The organism is Polycladospora coralii, from assembly GCF_014773435.2.
Classification (GTDB): Bacteria; Bacillota; Bacilli; order Thermoactinomycetales; family Thermoactinomycetaceae; genus Polycladospora; species Polycladospora coralii.
Genome location: NZ_JACXAG020000005.1, coordinates 179,522 through 195,516, shown reverse-complemented (window position 1 = coordinate 195,516; position 15,995 = coordinate 179,522). Strand labels below are relative to the sequence as shown.

At 40.5% G+C, this 15,995-nt stretch carries 17 protein-coding genes and 3 pseudogenes; 6 read left to right on the top strand and 14 right to left on the bottom strand.

Annotation, left to right across the window (positions count from 1 at the left end; translation table 11 throughout):
- Positions 1-101: 101 nt before the first annotated feature.
- Entirely contained in the window at positions 102-1,529 is a 1,428-nt protein-coding gene (locus IC619_RS12010) for an RtcB family protein (protein ID WP_191140227.1), read from the bottom strand.
- Between the two features lie 507 nt (positions 1,530-2,036).
- Between IC619_RS12010 and IC619_RS12005 the strand changes: the two genes are divergently transcribed.
- A complete protein-coding gene (locus IC619_RS12005; protein ID WP_191140228.1) occupies positions 2,037-2,597 on the top strand; it encodes a DDE-type integrase/transposase/recombinase in 561 nt (186 codons plus the stop codon).
- A 247-nt stretch (positions 2,598-2,844) separates the two neighbouring features.
- On the opposite strand, the gene IC619_RS12000 is transcribed toward IC619_RS12005, so the two are convergent.
- From IC619_RS12000 to IC619_RS17370, 4 genes are read right to left on the bottom strand one after another with little or no spacing between them, the layout of a single operon-like run.
- Positions 2,845-3,021, bottom strand: a complete 177-nt coding sequence (locus IC619_RS12000) for a peptidoglycan-binding domain-containing protein (protein ID WP_347239792.1) — start codon at positions 3,019-3,021, stop codon at positions 2,845-2,847.
- The gene (locus IC619_RS11995) at positions 3,002-3,397 is read right to left on the bottom strand and encodes a peptidoglycan recognition protein family protein (protein WP_191140229.1); all 396 of its coding nucleotides are present in this window, start codon (positions 3,395-3,397) and stop codon (positions 3,002-3,004) included. Before IC619_RS11995 ends, IC619_RS12000 begins: the two co-directional genes overlap by 20 nt.
- 44 nt (positions 3,398-3,441) lie before the next feature.
- Entirely contained in the window at positions 3,442-3,879 is a 438-nt protein-coding gene (locus tag IC619_RS11990; RefSeq protein ID WP_191140230.1) for a phage holin family protein, read from the bottom strand.
- Positions 3,880-3,918: 39 nt separating this feature from the next.
- A complete protein-coding gene (locus IC619_RS17370; protein ID WP_191140394.1) occupies positions 3,919-3,996 on the bottom strand; it encodes an XkdX family protein in 78 nt (25 codons plus the stop codon).
- An 80-nt stretch (positions 3,997-4,076) separates the two neighbouring features.
- On the opposite strand from IC619_RS17370, the pseudogene IC619_RS11980 reads away from it, so the two are divergent.
- Positions 4,077-4,284 (top strand): annotated as a pseudogene (locus IC619_RS11980) (IS3-like element IS655 family transposase); the annotation flags it as partial.
- Positions 4,285-4,346: 62 nt separating this feature from the next.
- Positions 4,347-5,623 (top strand): annotated as a pseudogene (locus tag IC619_RS11975) (heavy metal translocating P-type ATPase); the annotation flags it as partial.
- A gap of 327 nt (positions 5,624-5,950) precedes the next feature.
- Here the strand turns inward: IC619_RS11975 and IC619_RS11970 are convergent.
- The 5 genes and pseudogenes from IC619_RS11970 to IC619_RS11950 form a co-directional block, all read right to left on the bottom strand.
- Positions 5,951-6,430 (bottom strand): hypothetical protein, encoded by a 480-nt coding sequence (locus IC619_RS11970; RefSeq protein ID WP_191140231.1) that lies wholly within the window; start codon positions 6,428-6,430, stop codon positions 5,951-5,953.
- 160 nt (positions 6,431-6,590) lie between these two features.
- Positions 6,591-6,940, bottom strand: a pseudogene (locus tag IC619_RS11965) (helix-turn-helix domain-containing protein); the annotation flags it as partial.
- 12 nt (positions 6,941-6,952) lie between these two features.
- Positions 6,953-7,297, bottom strand: a complete 345-nt coding sequence (gene tnpA, locus IC619_RS11960; protein WP_191140395.1) for an IS200/IS605 family transposase — start codon at positions 7,295-7,297, stop codon at positions 6,953-6,955.
- A 191-nt stretch (positions 7,298-7,488) separates the two neighbouring features.
- Positions 7,489-8,535, bottom strand: coding sequence for a DUF6687 family protein (locus IC619_RS11955; protein WP_191140233.1), 1,047 nt, complete (start codon positions 8,533-8,535; stop codon positions 7,489-7,491).
- Between the two features lie 187 nt (positions 8,536-8,722).
- On the bottom strand, positions 8,723-10,219 hold the full coding sequence (locus IC619_RS11950) for a lytic polysaccharide monooxygenase (protein WP_191140234.1): 1,497 nt from the start codon (positions 10,217-10,219) through the stop codon (positions 8,723-8,725).
- 279 nt (positions 10,220-10,498) lie between these two features.
- Here IC619_RS11950 and IC619_RS11945 point away from each other — a divergent pair, with 279 nt between their 5' ends.
- Positions 10,499-11,230 (top strand): hypothetical protein, encoded by a 732-nt coding sequence (locus IC619_RS11945; RefSeq protein WP_191140235.1) that lies wholly within the window; start codon positions 10,499-10,501, stop codon positions 11,228-11,230.
- A 175-nt stretch (positions 11,231-11,405) separates the two neighbouring features.
- Positions 11,406-12,470 (top strand): cytochrome D1 domain-containing protein, encoded by a 1,065-nt coding sequence (locus tag IC619_RS11940; RefSeq protein ID WP_191140236.1) that lies wholly within the window; start codon positions 11,406-11,408, stop codon positions 12,468-12,470.
- A gap of 84 nt (positions 12,471-12,554) precedes the next feature.
- Here the strand turns inward: IC619_RS11940 and IC619_RS11935 are convergent, their stop codons facing one another.
- Positions 12,555-13,553, bottom strand: a complete 999-nt coding sequence (locus IC619_RS11935) for a Gfo/Idh/MocA family protein (protein ID WP_191140237.1) — start codon at positions 13,551-13,553, stop codon at positions 12,555-12,557.
- Between the two features lie 224 nt (positions 13,554-13,777).
- Between IC619_RS11935 and IC619_RS11930 the strand changes: the two genes are divergently transcribed.
- The gene (locus tag IC619_RS11930; RefSeq protein ID WP_191140238.1) at positions 13,778-14,218 is read left to right on the top strand and encodes a hypothetical protein; all 441 of its coding nucleotides are present in this window, start codon (positions 13,778-13,780) and stop codon (positions 14,216-14,218) included.
- Between the two features lie 179 nt (positions 14,219-14,397).
- Here IC619_RS11930 and queF read toward each other — a convergent pair whose 3' ends face one another.
- The 3 genes from queF to queC are packed head-to-tail and all read right to left on the bottom strand — an operon-like array spanning position 14,398 to position 15,980.
- Complete coding sequence (gene queF / locus IC619_RS11925; protein WP_191140239.1) at positions 14,398-14,892, bottom strand: preQ(1) synthase; 495 nt, start codon at positions 14,890-14,892, stop codon at positions 14,398-14,400.
- Positions 14,892-15,284, bottom strand: a complete 393-nt coding sequence (locus IC619_RS11920) for a 6-pyruvoyl trahydropterin synthase family protein (RefSeq protein ID WP_191140240.1) — start codon at positions 15,282-15,284, stop codon at positions 14,892-14,894. The genes queF and IC619_RS11920 overlap by 1 nt, the downstream gene beginning before the upstream one ends.
- Positions 15,285-15,299: 15 nt before the next feature.
- A complete protein-coding gene (gene queC / locus IC619_RS11915; protein WP_191140241.1) occupies positions 15,300-15,980 on the bottom strand; it encodes a 7-cyano-7-deazaguanine synthase QueC in 681 nt (226 codons plus the stop codon).
- Positions 15,981-15,995 lie beyond the last annotated feature (15 nt).

Genomic DNA, 15,995 nt, shown 5'->3' with positions numbered 1-15,995 from the left:
AAAAAAAGAGAAAGATGGCATTTATTTGTTAACATTCATAAATGCCATCTTTTATGGGTATCTCTATCAATCATTTTTATCAAAGTTTTTTTGTATTCTCTCTAAATTCCTTTAATAACCGCCATCGGTTTACATTCTGCTACGACAGAAGCCAAATTCGCGCCTACAACAGAGTCAATAATTTGATCCACATCTTTGTATGCTTGTGGGCATTCATCTAAGATGCTTTCTAGTGTTCGTTGATTGACCAAGATTTCGTCATCTGTGCCCACTTTCATCGACTTGGCAAACTGATCGACACTAATTAATTCTTTGGTAGCACGACGAGAACGAAGTCGGCCTGCACCGTGGCAGATTGAGTAAAAGTTCTTTACACCCGCTTCTTCCCCCACCATGATGTAGGAAGCGGTTCCCATTGAACCTGGAATAAGAGCCGGGTGCCCTGTCTCTTTATACGCTTCACGGTTAAGGTAATGACCTGCAGGTAGTGCACGTGTCGTCCCTTTACGATGCACCAACATCAATTGATTGCGATGCGGCTCACTCAACGCATAGTTATGCATGAGATCGTACAAGACCGGCATTTTAAAATCTTCTCCAAATAGATCTTTCATCCCTTGGTGAACACCATAGGCGATCATGTGCCGATTCACCACAGCATAGTTTAAGGCTGAATACATCAAATTGAGATATCGTTTTCCCGCTTCACTCTGGATCGGGGCATAAACCAAGTTAGGATCTGGCGTCCCCACTCCCCATAGATGCATCGATGCTTTAAAGTCTTTGGTATAACGTGGTCCGAGCATCCCACCCCATGCACGGGAGCCAGAGTGAATCATCACCACGACTTGACCATCAAATAAGCCCCATTTCTCAGCGATATCCCGCTTTTCCTCGGCAATTCGAATGTGTTGGATTTCAATAAAGTGGTTTCCGCCTCCTAATGTACCCACTTGTGCCCACGCTCTAGCCCACATTTTATCCGGTAAATCTTGAAAATCGGTGGGATCCACTTCAAACTTGTCGTGTTCCACATGTGTTATGGAACGCCTCTGTTTTGGTGTATAGTAGTCCGGTACATATTGCGGGGGTAAACCATGAATGCCTTCCGTCAAAATCTTTTCCACCCGAATATTTTTATAGTGAGAGAATCCTCGTTCATTCACTGCAACATACTTTTCAATCGCTTTGATCAGCTCACGTCTTAATTGCTTGTCTTCAATATCACGCTTATGAAGAGGCGTAAGATGAACACGCATCCCACAGCCGATATCGGAGCCCACAATCGACGGGGACACAAATCCATCTTTCATATTCCAGATGGCAGTCGTACCGATACACGTTCCGATTCCGATATGCGCATCCGGCGTATAGCTCATATGAACACTACGGGGAATCTGTAAATTATGATCTGCCATCACATATACATTTTGTTCTAAAGAATGAAATACTTCGTCATTGGCAAACACATGAAGTGAACCATGCGTTAATTCCACTTCACGATGGTTATGGCCGTGATTTTTTATCATATCGAATCTCCTTGCTCTCCACTAAATGCTTCATTTGTATAAGGGTATTTCTATTATATAGGATTAAACTTAATTTTCAATTTCAGGTGAGCAAATTTGCTAAGAGCAATTTCCAATAGCATCAGACAGACTGGCCCTGTGAAATTAGTAAGAATTTTTTGTTCTGTTGAATAGGAGTCCCTAAACACGCCTGGAATAGATCCATTCGATTATTTTTTGTGCTCTATAGTTGCGCATTTTTCGCAATCCCACGTGCAGATTAGTTGTAATATGCTGGGAGAGAAGTAACGGGACTAATTTCGCTCAATTGCTCGTATTAAACGAATTCGGTATCGACCCAAAGAAAGCTTTTCTTTTAAAAACTGGAACAGTACTTCAATAGACCACCTCTTTGAATACTGGTTTAAAATGGCTTCATCATCTAGTGATATGCCCATACGGTTCTGGCGCAAAAATTAATCCCATCATTCATAATATAAGAATAACTTGATGAAGGATGTCAGCATAATGAACCCTAGAACCAACGATTTTAAGTGGAAACATTATCCCTCGGATATAATTCTTCAAGCAATGCGCTGGTACCTGAAATACCCTTTGAGCTTACGTCATGTGGTTGAAGTGATGGAAGAACGAGGATTTAAGATGGCACATACCCATCTCGTGCATGCTTATGCACCTGAACTAGAGAAACGGGATCAAAAAGCAACGAAGCGCTTTTTTCGAAAAGTATTATCTTCTCTTCATAATCCCGCTCCTCGTGTCATCGTGACAGATAAGAGCATTGCATATCATCCAGCCATTGAGCAGCTGAAGAAAGAGGAGTTCATTCCTGAAAGTTTTGAACTCCGACGTAAGAAATACTTAAATAACATCATCGAACAAGATCATCGTTTTGTGAAGAAAAAAATGCGCTTCATGTTGGGTTTCAAATCTGTTCGAACTACTTATCTTCTAACTCAAGGATTAGAGGCCGTTCATATGATCAAAAAAAGACAGATTCAATTCTTGGGGAGCTCTGTCTCTGAAGAAATAAAATTTATACATAAACTCTTTAATTTGGTATCTTAGAACCTCTTTTTAAGGGAATTAAACTACTTTTTTACTTTCACACTATTTTCTGCATCAGAACCGTTTGTTGCGTTAATTACATATGTACTCGTTAAATGGATCTTTGAAAGCACAAAACTTATGATTTTGTCCTGTAAATCTCTATCCTTTGTGCGATTCGCTCGGCTCCTCTTCATAGATGAATTTTCAATTGAATTGAAAGTAGCTATTCATCGTATTCTATTTAAATAAGCAAGCGAGAAAAATCCTATTTTCGGATAATCAACATACCTGCTTTAAACAACTTTCCCCACGTCATCCTTCCAACTATTCCATCTACTTTTAATCCTTGTGTTTTCTGAAACTCTCGCACCTTTGCCTCCGTATTTGCTTCAAACATCCCATCTATAGCAATCCCACCAAGTTTACGCTGAACGATCTTCACGAGATCCCCCTTCACTATCTCTCTTTAATAATCGTTTATACGGTGGATTGTTAAGTGTATTTCTAGTTTCATTACCCACAACACCATCTATAGCTAGTCCAAACGCACGTTGAAACTCTAATACAGCTTGATTTGTATTAAGTCCATATACTCCATCTGATTCGATGACAAAGTGGTAGCCGATGCCGGGCCAACCTAAATTATTCACATGATACTTTGCAAAGGTTTCAGCATTAGCATCACCTAAGCTACGCCTTGTTAAACTGTGATGAATCGCAATATGTGTCTTAACAGATGCACCATAATTTTTATAGCTACCTTTTCGTGTTAATGATCTTCGGCAATCTTTAAGATTTGGAAGTTGGGTAAATTCCATGTTTAAGCCTCCTTGTAATAGAAAAAACCATGGTTTCCCACGGCTCACTTATCCAATTGATCAGCCTTCTCACTCTTACTTTCAATAATAGATAAGGCCTTCCGGATTACTGATGGTACAGGTACACCTGAACGGGTCAGATTCTCCGTTATACTTAACCCTTCATTAGCTAGATAGAACCAGATACATCCATCACGGAATATGTTATCTGTTCCTAGTAACGTATCCATCCAGTGCGCCATAGCTACAACGAGAACCATACCTAGCTTCTTTAAGATTCCGATTGCCCCAATCTTACTACTGAGTTGTTTTAAATGAATGGCCGCTATCCAACCTGTTGTAAAATCAATCACTAAAAATACACCTAATATAGTTAATAACTGTGTCCACTCACCAAATAAGAAACTGGATATTACATCACCCAAAGCAATCAACACCTTTACGAGAATGTGGTCTGATAATGATTGGATCATATCTTTCATGAGCTACCTCCTTTCAAGGGAATAAAAAACCACTATCGCTCACAGGGCAATAATGGTTTCAAACTCTTCTTGCGTGATATATCCCTTAGCTACTGCATTCTGTAGCTCCGCTTGGATAGACTACACTTGATTGGACAATAAAATTAAGGTCAGGTAGACTTGATTCAATAAATGAAACGAGGAATCTATCATGGCTAAAAGAAAAAGATAATCGAACATCTGAAGAAATTGAGCTCATTCAGCTAAGGAAGGAAAACCAACAATTAGCAATGGAGAATGACATTTTAAAGCAAGCCGTGCTGATTATGGGACGAAAGTAAAAGTGATCCGAAATAATGACACAAATACTCGATATCAGCAATGTGCGCCGTCCTACAAATTCCTAGAAGTACGTATTATTATGAACAACAAGTTCAGCAAAAAAAAAGATACAGAGATCACGAAAGTGATCACTCAAATCTTTCATGAAAGTGGGCAAAGACACAACACTTGCACAGATCATCAAGGTTGTCTCCGATACACAAAGCTCCAAAGCACCTATACAACGGATTGCAGATAAAATTTCAGGTATTTTCGTTCCTATTGCCATAAGAATCGCCATTTTTACTTTTCTAATCTGGTATTTCTTAGCTACGCCTGGTGAATTTGCTGGATCATTAGAAAAAGCAGTCGCTGTACTGGTTATCGCATGTCCATGTGCGCTTGGATTAGCGACTCCCACCTCTATCATGGCTGGATCTGGGCGTGCAACAGAATGGAGGATTTTATTTAAGAGCGGCGAACATATTGAAGCGACACAAAGTTTTGATACAGTCGTTTTAGATAAAACGGGAACTATTACAAAGGGAAAACCACAGTTAACAAATATTATCCTCGCGGACGGTGTCGGTGTCGATGAAGATGAATTTTTGATCAATGTAGGTTCCACTGAGAAGAATTCAGAACATCCACTTGCAGAAGCAATTGTAAATGGTATAACCGCTAAAAACTTAACATTAGTAGATGCGATCGATTTCCAAGCTTTTCCGGGCTACGGTGTTCGCGCTCAAGTGAATGGAAATGAAATACTCATTGGCACACGTAAACTGATGGATCAATATCAGATCCCCATTGAAACTGCCCTTCCAATCATGGCTGATCTGGAAAGCACGGGAAAGACAGCCATGCTCGTGGCCACCGATCAAAAATATCAAGGGCTGGTTGCCGTAGCAGATACCGTTAAAGAAACATCGAAAGCGGCCATTAGTCATCTAAAATCTTTAGGTCTTGAAGTCATCATGATCACAGGTGACAATACACGCACAGCACGTACAATCGGAGAAGCCGTTGGTGTCGATAAGATCCTCGCTGAAGTGTTACCCGAAGAAAAAGCAAAAGAGATCAAAAAACTACAAACCCAACATAGAAAAGTTGCCATGGTTGGAGATGGAATCAATGATGCTCCTTCACTCGTTACAGCTGATATTGGCATGGCGATAGGAACAGGAACTGATGTCGCAATCGAAGCCGCCGATGTGACATTGATGCAAGGTGATCTCAATCACATCGGTGATGCTATTCATATCAGTCGCAAAACGATGCGCAATATCAAACAAAACCTATTCTGGGCACTTGCCTATAATTCAATCGGTATCCCCATTGCAGCAATCGGATTTCTGGCACCATGGGTAGTGGAGCAGCAATGGCATTTAGCTCAGTATCCGTTGTACTAAACGCACTTCGTTTACATCGTGTCAAACGTTAAAAGATAAAACAATTATCATTTTGTGACGTATAATCAAGAGATTACGAAAGCTAGCCATCAAATTAGAAAACGAATCATAGCTTCCTTACCAGCTTAAATACAAAAAAACTAAGTTAGCCTTTGGTTGTAAGGTAACTTAGTTTTTTTATCTTAAAAACAATCGTTTCTGTAATGAAAAATCAGTCTGGTTATGAAAGTCTTGATTGAATAGATCGAAATCGATTTGACGCTCTACAATAATCCCTTCAGATGTCAATATAGGGCGCCTGGACCAAATTTTCCGGCAGTTACTCCTTATACTCCCATTAAAAATTGTTCAATCTTTTATCAAGAAAAATCTTCTATATTTACATATTTCTTCACATTAATGATGCCATAGCAATCGTCGTTACGAGGGTATAAATTCCGCTCACTTTGAACACATTGAATAAATACTTTATATGTTCCAGTTTTTGGTACAGTGAAATTATATAAATCATGCTCTGACCCTCTTGGGACATATTTATCTGTCACACTTCGGTATGCATAATACGGTTTTTCAGCAGTGTTCTCTCCTCTTCCTAGATACACACGGAAGCTACGCGTACCGGGATTTGCATAAGTGATTGTGACGACATCCCCTTCCGTAAGTTTTATTGATTTTTCAGCAAAAGCCTTGTACATACCTGGCTCAATAATTGCTGTGGAATAATCTGCATAATCATGCTCTTCAGCTAGAGCTTCATTTTGTGTAAATCCTGGAACACTAGTCAACAATAACGTAATCACAGCAAATACACTAATGAACTTTGAAATATTTTTTTTCATTCATAATCTCCTCTTAGTATGTATAGTGACAAATATACTTTTTCACCTGATTCAGATTAACAGGTTTAATCACATCATGATGTGATTTTGATCACAGTAAAATCTTTTTTTCTAAAATCAAATAAAATGTAATGATGTAAATACTCACTTCTGGAAGTTGATTTTTCTTTTCAATCTTGGTTGTGTAAGACTGCACACGGTTTCTCTTGCTTTTGAAACGAGGTGCATCATTTTGTTTTTAAAAAAACGTTTAAAAGCATCATCGAGATTCCAAAGTGAAGATTGCAAAGCATGGGCATCTACTTCATTTAACCATTCGAACTGCGTTTTTAAAGCAGTGAGTAACTTTGCACATGCATGGTAGGTGAGCCCTTTCCCTGTCTTTTTGTATGTTTCATGCCATTCTGCTAAGAAGTGGTTAAATACAAAGCGACTACATCCAATTGATTTGTTTATGCATGTGGCTTGTTCCTTGGTTGGATACAGTCGGAACTTAAATGCTTTGTGCATTTAAGTTTCACCTCACTTTTTTCCTTGATTCTCAATATACTGTTTCACTACATGAATCGGAGCACTTCCTGTAGTGATCAGGCAGAAGCTTCTTGACCCGAAATTCACTTTCCACAACTGCTTTCTAACAGGAGGAAACTCTTTTTTGATGATGCGGGAACTGGCACTTTTGTATGCATTTATGAATTTCGAAAGCCCAGTTTTGGAGTGTGCTTTGAACAACGCATGAACATGATCGTGATCGTGGTTCCATTCTAACAGTGTGGTATTGTATTTCTCACCTATATCTTGAAACATCTGCGCCTGATTGATTACCTTGCGACGATATTTAATGACCAATACAAGATGATCATTCAGGCTGAATACTGTCTAAATTCATTTGAAATGACTGATTGTAAAGAAAAAAATAAATATTCAAAATAAATGCCTTTCGGCTAACGCCGAACCGAAATTCACCACCCACTTAGCTCACTTGAAGCGGGTGGTGAATTTCGGAAAAAATGATAGTTTGTGGCGATGACACCTACAGTAGTTACCTAATTTATTCCCTAATCGCTAAAGGAAGTAGACAATATTTCAGCCACCACTTGTGGCAAAATCTCACTTAATCCATCCTTGTATGACACCACCACGGGGTAATTACGTCCTGCTATACTGGAAAAGGGCGTAAGTTGACTTGCGATTTCCCAGACGCCGGCTCCCGTTTCTAGCTCACTTAATCTTTTAACCACCTCTTCTAACGGCGCATATCCGAAGTAATAGCCATTGGTACTACCGGTGAAGTGAAAACCTGGTGCTCGCCATGAAGTAGGGGTATCCGCCCACATGTAGCCCGGATACCATAGATCATAGTGGTAACCTTCCTCCGTAGCTATAGATACCAAATGGACTTTATCTGAATCATATTGATAGCGTGCTTGAGGAGGAAGCGACACATCCAGCTGTAACGGGGCATTAAAGCTTGGAATATGTAAGAACGAATCCAACTTACCCTTTGCAACGTCAAACGGTACATGATAATGAACAAATCGCTCATGATAGACCTTGCGCTGAATTACACCCGTTTCAATCTGCTCAATCACATCCTCCAAATGAGCAAGTTCGGCTGCAAACTGTGCACCATCATCCGCCAAGAGTTCCAATGTTTTTGCAAAGCACCTTTCATAAATGACTTGAATATCCGCTTGATTCACGCGTAATTCATTCATAAAAAGCGTTAATCCCTGAAACAAGATTTGTGCCTGTCGACTTCCCCACGCCCAAAAATCCCCCATCGCAGCAGCTTCAATCAAAGTCTTCTTATGTATGCGTGCCGTATCCCGATGCACGAGTACAAATAATGACAAAATACCGTCCACATCGAGATGATTATTAATCGCGAGATCCCACTCTCCTAATGGTTCCTGCTCGATAAATTGGATACAAATCTCTGTTGAGGTATCTGCCTTGTATTTAGCCGGCGTTCGATTGGGAATCCAGTGACTTAGCTCTATATCAATACCTTCACGAAAGGTTTGATCCGGCGAACCATCGACAAAAATAGTTTGCTGACTATGTGGTCGTTCCGTTTGACTACCGATCAAATAAAAATTCATCCTATCCCATCCTTTTCATCAATATGGGTAGGCCTTTCCCTATTTTTAAATTTATTAAACATATATGTATATTAAGTTCTAAAAATTTGATTGGGTAGGGCATGCCAACCAAATACCAGATCCAAATTCAATCTATCGTTCAAGGGCCTGCCGCGAACGCGACAGGCCCTTGAACGATAGATTCCTTCTATTCAACTTTCTCCCAAACCGCATGCTGTCCAGGAACATCTCCTCTAGTCCACCATTTGGCACGATAACGATCGCCTTGGTGAAGAACGATACTCCCCCCCTGATAAGCTGAGTCCTTGCTCCATGTCAGGACAGCTCCATCATCGAGTATTTTCCATCCCTCTAAGGTAGATGGTTTTACATCTTTCGTCCACCAGAGCGCCTCATACCGATTTCCTTGGTAGAGAACTTGGTCACCTTTTACGTAAACTTGACCGGCTTGCCATGCAGATGGTGTATTCTCTGATTTAGCAACTGTCTTTACTGAAATCTCATTGCTGTTTGCTGATTGCTCACCAGACGTACTTACTGCTTTCACATAATAAGTGTACGTTTGATCTGCTTGCAATCCTGTATCGGTGTATTGTGCATCTGTAGTCGTTGCAATCTTCTGATTATCACGGTATACGCTATATGCTTTTATATCACCAGTTGCTGCCGTCCACATCAGATTGACCGAATCTGATGTTACTTTCATGGTGTGTAGTCCAGTAGGCGCTTCAACATCTCTTGCTGTTGTTTCCTTTTGGGTACTTACTGTCAATGCTTCACTGGCCTGTGAAGCATTACCTGCCTGATCGACTGCTTTGATGGTATACGTATAGGACGTATTTGCTTTTAAACCTTTATCGGTGAATGTGGGAGCAGACGATGACCCCACTTTCTTTCCATCACGATAAATTTCGTATGCTTGAATACCAACATTGTCTTTTGCTGCTGTCCATTGCAATGAAATTTGACCAGACTCTGTCTTTGTTGTTTTTACCCCCGTAGGTGTAGTAGGCGCTTCAGTGTCTGTTCGATCAGGGGTTCCTTGATCACTTATATTGGCATCAATCACTTGATAAAAAGCGTTTGATGTATCTGCTACGTCCCAGACACCTAGTATAATGTGGTATCCACTCTTCCCTTTGGGAATTTCTATTTGATGCGAGAGGTTGTTGCTAGCAGCACTCCCATCATGATCAACCGTGGCCATTAACTCAAGATCTGACTTTTTTAATGGTTCATTGGGATTCCAACCATCTTTGGTAATATAGTAATGCCATTTTGAAGTTTTGTGTGGTGCTGTGTATTTCCATCTGAATGTATGCATACCTGTCGATATATTTTGCTTACTCCAACGGTCTGCAGTCTGTAAATCCAGCTTGCGATCGATTTGACCGAAGCCACCACCAGCTGATGCAATTTCACCATCAGCAGGCCCGCCTTGTGGAAAACCCTTAGGCCCTTCTACACATTGTGGACACTTAATTGCAGAGCCATATAAATCTAACGCTTGTTGATAACCCAGTTGATCCTTCATTAAACTTCCTGTATAGGATCGACTAGCTGGGCTTTCAATATAACCATGTGCGAGCACATCATCGGCTTGAATCCACCAACATAGGCTCACAAATAAAGCAAAAAACATACCTTTGATCGTACTGATTCCTCTGAACTTTAAGAAATGCATCCAATCTCCCTTTCTTTATGTTCAAGAATGTGGTACTTGCCAAGTATCCTAACATAAATGATGAAGAAAAAAGGATGTAAGATATGGAAACTCCTTAAATCACTTGATATCCCTTGCTTTTTCCACCCCCAAAAAGTTGCCAAGCCACCTCCTATTACAGGAATAAAGTGGGTTACCATTCAAATGACCATTTTACCGAGTTTTATCATATTGAAGTCATAAATAAGTCATCAATAGGGGGTAAGCTGATATCAATTCAAACAAAGGATGTGAATTAAAATGGTAAAGAAAAAATTCATTGCATTGGTAACTAGTTTAGGTGTAGCAGGATTGGTATTCGGGGGAACTTCAATGACTTTCGCTGACTCATCCAATTCCATGAACAGCTCACAAGTCGAGGCACAAGATCAAAATTTAATGAAACGCGGCGAAAAGCAAGATAAAGCATTGAAGAAACTAGCTTCCTACTTGAATAAAAGTGAAGCAGAAACAAAAGCATTGATGGAAGAAAACGAAATCGGGATTAAAAAATTAAGTACAGCAGCGGCAATGAGTACAATCAGTGGTACATCTCTAACGGATGTCATTGCCGATATGAAAGTGACACAGGATAAAGAAGCCTTTAAGGAAAAGTATGGTATTGAGAAAGACGCATTAAAAGCTGAATTGGATAAAATCCATCCGAATAAAAAAGGAAAAGGGGCTCACAAAGAAGTTGCATTGAAAAATCTAACATCTTATTTGAATAAGAGTGAAACAGAAACAAAAGCATTGATGGAAGAAAACAAAATTGGAATTAAAAAGTTAAGTACGGCAGCGGCGATTGGTACAATCAGTGGCAACTCTCTGACGGATGTCATTACCGAAATGAATACGACTCAGGATAAAGAAGCCGTTATGGAGAAGTATGGCATTGAGAAAGAAGCATTGAAAGCTGAATTGCATAAAATCCATCCGAATAAAAAAGGAAAAGGACCAAAAGGCGACAAAGTAGAGAAAAAAAGTTCCTAATACGTTTTCCTTTCTCGATACAAGGGCCCCCTTATACAATGATAAGGGGGCTTATTTATGAATTAGATCGTACTCACTTCTATAACATACTTTAGCCATCTGAACTTAGGATAATAAATGAGGACATCTCCACCATGCATAAGATGTTAGAACCCTATGTATTGGAGGCTATCAAATGTCCTATGTTTATGTAGCAAATAGTGGATTTGCAGAAGGTCCACCCGGCACTATATCGGTGCTCGATACGAGCACACATGCTGTTATTTCAACGATCAGAATGAATACATCGCCTCAGACGATTGCCATTACACCTAACGGACAATATGCTTATATAGGTGATGTGAATATCCTATCTGATCAGCAGTCTATTGCTGTCATTGACGTGAAATCGAATGCCCAAGTAGCTACAATTAAGTTGGACTATCAACCACGGTATTTGGTCATTTCACCCGATAGTCAATTTGTTTATGTGTTTACAGAGGAAGAAATCAACGTAATAGATAGCAAAAAAAATCGATCGATTGCTAATATAGCCATTAATTTGGATATAGCAGAATCATTTGCCCTTACACCTGATGGGAAATTCATCTATGCACCAGGTGGAATTAGTGATGAAAATACGGTATCAGTGATCGATACGAAGTCAAATCGTATTATAGCGACGATAAAGACAGAAGATGCTCCAATAAGGTTAGCCGTTACGCCCAATGGAAGATTTGTGTATGTGGCCTCTATAGACGAAGGTATCACGGTGATTGATACAAAAGCGCAATCCGTCATCGCTACCCTAACACTCGGAGGAGGGATTGAAAATGTTGTCTTTACGCCAGACAGCCAATTGGTATATGTGACAGATGTAAATACAGGTATAGCATCTATCATTGACGTGAAAACGCATACGCTCATAGCAAGAGTTCCAGTTGGGATAGGAACCGCCAAAATAGCGATTACTCCGAATGGGCAATTTGGATACATACTGGACGGGGCTTCCGCTAGTGTTATCGTCATGGATGTCAAAACACATGCTGTTATTGCTCTGCTTCAGGTTGATAATTCCCCCTCAGATTTAGTCATTACACCGGATAGTCAATTTGTTTATGTAATGAGTGATTTAAATCAGAGAGGGATTGTATCGGTCATTGAAGTTAAAACGCAGTCGATCATCGCAACTGTTCAAGTAGGGAGTAACCCCTCCGCTATTACGATCACACCTTGTTTGAATTGGAAATGGATACAATAAACTGAACATGTACGGATAATTAGTGGTTTACATCATTCCACCAGAAGCAAGCTGGGTACTTATTTAAAAATAGGGGTTTGACACTTACTTTAGACGCGATAATATCTGATCACATAAAGCCATTGTGTGTACATTATCCCTACCGCTAGACGAAGGTGAATGTCCTTGCTTACAGCAGTTCATAAAGTGCTGTATCTCTCCTATATACCCGCGTAAGTATAAATCACGGTAAGCGCCTGACATCACTGTCCCTGAAGGCGTATAAACGGTATCTACTTCGGCTAATGATTGCCATGGCAACTGCCCTTGTTCCTGCTGAAGCGTGGGATGAACAGTAAGCTTGTTCATCTCAGCGGCGATGGCAAATCCATGATCAAATGTTACCGTGATATGCTCACTTTCTCGAGACCACGCAGTCATCCCCGCAAAGTAAATACTCCCAATAATCCCATTTTCAAACTGTACAGATAAGCTTTGTGAAATATGGTTGTCTCTACTGTTAGCCACACCGGTTACAGTAGCCACTTCACCAAATAAAAAACGGATTAAATCCACAAAGTGAATCGCAGCCAGTTTTAAAAAAGCTTCATCATCCGCACAAAATGGCGTACTATCTACAGCAAAAGTAGCTTGAAACGAACGTACCTCTCCCAATGTTCTTTCATTCACCAGAGCAGCCAGTTGTGTATAGATCGGCGCATATCGCTTCATAAATCCAACCATCAGCACCACTCTAGCTTGTTCAGCTGCTCGGGCTGCTTGCTTCGCATCGCTTTCATTCATTCCAAGTGGTTTTTCCACATACACATTTTTCCCAGCGGCTATGCAATCCAACACAATGGCCAGTTGGTCTTGAGGTTGTGCGATTACCACCACACCGTCACATGCCTCATGAGCTAGCATCTTATGGTAATCACCATAAGCCGTACCTCCACTTCCAAATTGTTTCAGTGTAGATGCCGCATTTTCGATATTGCGCGTAGCCACTGCTCCAATCTCTGCACCCGCGGCTACAACCGCTGGAAAGATATTCGTTGTCGCATGAAAGCCCGCACCGATAAAGCAAAGTTTTACATTCTGCAAACGAGTCACCTCAATTTTATATTACAAATAAGAACAGGATACCATAATTACGTGTTACATTTCGTATTTGCCTTAATAGGTAGATGAACACACCTTAGTCACATTCATATAAATAGCCATCATCTTGCTTATCCGTATATATTTCTGTGAAAAAAGAATTGTAGAAAGGAACTTCATAGGGATAAAGGGCATATAATAGATTAAAAGCATAAGGAGGTGATTATATGGCTTCTTTAGATGGTTTATTTTCTGATGATTCATCTGTGACATTAAATACAAATCTGAGCCAAACAACTACACTTGCGACGCTTCCAACCTTTTCAGTTTCAAGTACGCAAGAAGTGCAGATCAATGCCACTGTGTTTTTAAATACAAAGGTAAATTCTGATAACAATCTAGATTTTAATATATTATTTCAACTACAAAGATTCGCTGGTGGAATTACCACCACGGTACGTCAAGTCACGCAATCCACGGCGATCCAAACACCTAATAATTCAAATACAAACTTTTTTCCCAGTTTCTCCGTAGTGGATAAGCCAGGAGCCGTTACAGCCACTTATCAAATCATAGCAACGATTCAATGGCTAGGCGGCGGCGCCTCTATAGCAAACTTTACTGCTACATCGACCACCGATATGACTGCGCTTTTGATCACACCATAATTTGAACAAACCGTAGACCCCATAGTCGGGCCTATTTTAATGCAAAAAAAGAAAAGGACTATTTATTCATAAAGTGTATATCGATATAGCTTATGATTTGATATGGATTCACCAGTGAAGCTTATCCTCTTCCCTACAAACACAAGAGAAGGACAGCGCTGTAGCACTGCCCTTCTCACCTATCGGTTATCCACTTTTTCTAAAATCAGATCATGCTGTGCTAAGCGCTGCTCAGCAATCCTTTCCCACTTAGTGCCTTTCTTTCCATAATTGGCATAAGGGTCGATACTAATCCCGCCACGAGGCAGAAATTTACCCGTCACCTCAATATATTTAGGATCCATTTTTTCGATAAGGTCTTTCATAATCGTAACAATACAATTCTCATGAAAATCCCCATGGTTGCGATAGCTAAATAGATATAGTTTAAGCGATTTGCTTTCGACCAATTTCATATCAGGAACATAGCTGATATAGATCGTCGCAAAGTCGGGCTGGGATGTGATTGGGCAGAGACTGGTAAACTCTGGACAGTTAAACTTGACATAGTAATCCGTATCCGGGTGCCGATTATCAAACACCTCAAGGATTGATGGATCATATTCAAATGTGTATGGGGTGTCACTACCTAATGTGTGTAGCCCGAGTGCTGCTTGTTCTTGTTCTTTTGACATCATAATACCTCCCGTTCAAAACGTGCATATGCTTCGTCTGTTTCCTGTACTTCAATCCACTTTAAAATCGGTTGATTTTCTTTCTGCTGACACAGCTCGTCAATCGTACGGAAAAAAACTTCTGCTACTTTTTCCGTAGACGGTGCATGCCCACCACGCTTTGGGTCAAACTCTGGAAAATCATTTAATAGATGATGGTCGTACTTTTTTTCTAATGCATGCTTTACATAGCGGAAGTCAATCAACATCTGATTTTCATCTAACTTAGTGCCTTCTACACAAAACGTGACTTTGTAATTATGACCATGAATTCGTTCGCATTTGCCCGCACCTGGTACACTGTGCGCGCATGACATCCAAAAATGTTTCACTAAGGTATATTTCCCAAGCATTCGTCTTCACCTGGCTTATCTGGTTTGATATGGAATGGGGTCTTCCGTTTGATTTTCTTCAAATCCTTTGAGGCGTAGCACACAACTATCACACTTCCCGCATGCTTCTTCTTCCCCGAGATAGCATGATGTGGTCAGTGCATACGGGACTCCTAATTTTAATCCTTCTTCAATAATTTGTCCTTTTGTTAAAAAAATAAGCGGGGTCTCGATTTTTAGTTGATCGGCAGAGGTAACCCCCATCTTCGTCGCCCGATTAATCGTTTCCGTCATCGATTCAATAAATTCAGGGCGACAATCGGGATAGCCACTATAATCTACCGCGTTCACGCCTGTGTAAATGGAAGTAGCCCCGATCACCTCGGCATATGCAGCCGCTAAGGATAAAAAGATCAAGTTACGAGCGGGTACATACGTTTCTGGAATGTCTTCTGCTACACCAGAAGTACGCACCTCTATATTTTGATCCGTTAAGGCACTACCACCGATCTGCCCCAAAAAAGAGACATCTACAATCCGGTGCTTATCCGTCACACCATAATGTGCTGCTACTTTTTGGGCTTGCTCCACTTCACGATCATGCCTCTGATTATAATGGAAAGTGATCGGGTACAGCTCAAAGCCTTCCGCTTGTGCCATTCCCATACATGTCGTGCTATCTAAACCGCCACTTAATACGATGACTGCTTTTTTCATTGCGAGATTTCCTCC

Bases quoted from the DNA above. Each gene is read 5' to 3' on its own strand.
- IC619_RS12010 (WP_191140227.1), bottom strand. From the start codon at position 1,529: ATGATAAAAAATCACGGCCATAACCATCGTGAAGTGGAATTAACGCAT.
- IC619_RS12005 (WP_191140228.1), top strand. From the start codon at position 2,037: ATGAACCCTAGAACCAACGATTTTAAGTGGAAACATTATCCCTCGGAT.
- IC619_RS11995 (WP_191140229.1), bottom strand. From the start codon at position 3,397: ATGGAATTTACCCAACTTCCAAATCTTAAAGATTGCCGAAGATCATTA.
- IC619_RS11990 (WP_191140230.1), bottom strand. From the start codon at position 3,879: ATGAAAGATATGATCCAATCATTATCAGACCACATTCTCGTAAAGGTG.
- IC619_RS11970 (WP_191140231.1), bottom strand. From the start codon at position 6,430: ATGAAAAAAAATATTTCAAAGTTCATTAGTGTATTTGCTGTGATTACG.
- IC619_RS11955 (WP_191140233.1), bottom strand. From the start codon at position 8,535: ATGAATTTTTATTTGATCGGTAGTCAAACGGAACGACCACATAGTCAG.
- IC619_RS11950 (WP_191140234.1), bottom strand. From the start codon at position 10,219: ATGCATTTCTTAAAGTTCAGAGGAATCAGTACGATCAAAGGTATGTTT.
- IC619_RS11945 (WP_191140235.1), top strand. From the start codon at position 10,499: ATGGTAAAGAAAAAATTCATTGCATTGGTAACTAGTTTAGGTGTAGCA.
- IC619_RS11940 (WP_191140236.1), top strand. From the start codon at position 11,406: ATGTCCTATGTTTATGTAGCAAATAGTGGATTTGCAGAAGGTCCACCC.
- IC619_RS11930 (WP_191140238.1), top strand. From the start codon at position 13,778: ATGGCTTCTTTAGATGGTTTATTTTCTGATGATTCATCTGTGACATTA.
- queF (WP_191140239.1), bottom strand. From the start codon at position 14,892: ATGTCAAAAGAACAAGAACAAGCAGCACTCGGGCTACACACATTAGGT.
- IC619_RS11920 (WP_191140240.1), bottom strand. From the start codon at position 15,284: ATGCTTGGGAAATATACCTTAGTGAAACATTTTTGGATGTCATGCGCG.
- queC (WP_191140241.1), bottom strand. From the start codon at position 15,980: ATGAAAAAAGCAGTCATCGTATTAAGTGGCGGTTTAGATAGCACGACA.